Annotated in this window: 1 protein-coding gene; it reads right to left on the reverse strand. The window is 59.2% G+C overall.

All coding sequences use genetic code 11. From position 1 onward, the window contains the following. Nucleotides 1-2,348: DNA-directed RNA polymerase subunit beta (gene rpoB / locus AC1D0Z_RS19780; RefSeq protein ID WP_477659882.1), on the reverse strand; the 2,348-nt coding region annotated here is incomplete at both ends.

Genomic DNA, 2,348 nt, shown 5'->3' on the forward strand with positions numbered 1-2,348 from the left:
GTGAAGACCTGCACGTCGATCACGGTGCCTTGCGAGCCCTGGCTCACGCGCAGCGAGGTGTCTTTCACATCGCTGGCCTTTTCGCCGAAGATGGCGCGCAGCAGCTTTTCTTCCGGCGTCAGCGTGGTCTCGCCCTTGGGCGTGACCTTGCCGACCAGCGTGTCGCCCGGCTGGACTTCAGCACCGACATAAATAATGCCGGATTCGTCGAGACGGTTGAGCTGTTGCTCGGAGAGATTAGGAATGTCGCGCGTAATTTCTTCGGCACCCAGCTTGGTGTCGCGTGCCATCACGACGAGTTCTTCGATGTGGATCGAGGTGTAGCGGTCTTCAGCCACCACACGCTCGGAAATCAGGATCGAATCCTCGAAGTTGTAGCCGTTCCACGGCATGAACGCGATCAGCATGTTCTGGCCAATGGCGATTTCGCCCAGATCAGTCGATGCACCGTCGGCAATCACATCACCCTTGGCCAGCTTGTCGCCGATCTTGACGATAGGACGCTGGTGGATGTTGGTGTTCTGATTGGAACGCTGGTACTTGATCAGGTTGTAGATGTCCACACCGACTTCGCCGGCCAGGGCTTCTGCATCGTTCACGCGCACCACGATACGGGTGGCATCGACGTAGTCCACCACGCCGCCGCGATTGGCAGTTACCACGGTGCCGGAGTCGACTGCAGCAACACGCTCGATGCCGGTGCCGACCAGCGGTTTTTCGGGGCGCAGTACTGGCACGGCCTGACGGGACATGTTGGCGCCCATCAAAGCGCGGTTGGCATCATCGTGCTCCAGGAACGGAACCAGCGAAGCCGCCACGGAGACGATCTGCGCAGGGGACACGTCCATGTACTGGACGCGCTCTGCGCCCACCAGGACGGATTCGCCATTTTCACGGGCCGACACGAGGTCACCGGTCAGCTTGCCGGCATCGTCCAGGGCCGCGTTGGCCTGGGCGATGACGTACTTGCCTTCTTCGATGGCCGACAGGTAGTCGATCTGGTCGGTGATCTTGGCGTCCACCACACGGCGATACGGCGTTTCAATGAAACCGTATTCGTTGAGACGCGCATACAGGGCCAGTGAATTGATCAGGCCGATGTTCGGGCCTTCGGGCGTTTCAATCGGGCAGACGCGGCCGTAATGGGTCACGTGCACGTCACGCACTTCAAAGCCTGCACGTTCGCGGGTCAAACCACCAGGGCCAAGGGCCGATACACGGCGCTTGTGGGTGATCTCGGCCAACGGATTGGTCTGGTCCATAAACTGCGAGAGCTGTGAAGCACCGAAGAACTCTTTCAACGCAGCCGAAATCGGCTTGCTATTGATGAGGTCGTGCGGCATCAGCGGCTCTTGTTCGGCCTGGCCGAGACGCTCTTTCACGGCTTTTTCGATACGAGCCAGACCGGTACGGTACTGGTTTTCAGCGAGTTCGCCGACACAACGCACGCGGCGGTTGCCGAGGTGGTCAATGTCATCGACTTCACCATTGCCGTTGCGCAGGTCCACCAGGATCTTGACAACAGCGAGGATGTCCTCGTTGGTCATGACCATGGGGCCGGTGGAAGAATCGCGGCCGACGCGGGCGTTGAACTTCATGCGGCCGACCTTGGACAGGTCATACGTGTCCGGGTTGTAGAACAGGCGCTGGAACAGGGCCTGCACCGCGTCTTCCGTCGGCGGCTCGCCGGGACGCATCATGCGGTAGATCGCAACGCGCGCGGCAAACTCGTCTGCGGTTTCGTCGGAGCGCAGGGTCTGAGAAATGTATGAACCCTGGTCGAGTTCGTTGGTGTACAAAACCTGCAGATCCTGCACACCGGCAACGCGCAACTTCTTCAGCAGCACTTCGCTCAGCTCATCATTGGCCTTGGCGATGATTTCACCGGTGTCTGCATCGACGATATTCTTGGCGACCACACGGCCGATCAGAAAATCCTCGGGAACGCTGATCGTCGTGGTGCTGCTTTGCTCGAGTTCGCGAGTGTGGCGAACCGTGATGCGCTTGTCTTTCGCAACCACAACCTTGCCGTTTTTGTCGGTGATGTCGAAACGTGCCACTTCACCACGCATGCGCTCGGCAACGAATTCCATCTGGGCGCCACTGTCCATCAGGCGGAAGTTGTCGAACACAAAGAAATTGGCCAGGATGGATTCCGGATTCAGGCCAATCGCCTTGAGCAGAATCGTGACGGGCATCTTGCGGCGGCGGTCCACACGGAAGTACAGGATGTCCTTGGGGTCGAACTCGAAATCGAGCCACGAACCGCGGTAAGGAATGATGCGGGCCGAGAACAGCAGCTTGCCCGAGCTATGGGTTTTGCCCTTGTCGTGCTCAAAGAACACACC

The organism is Polaromonas sp. P1_E3, assembly GCF_056405935.1.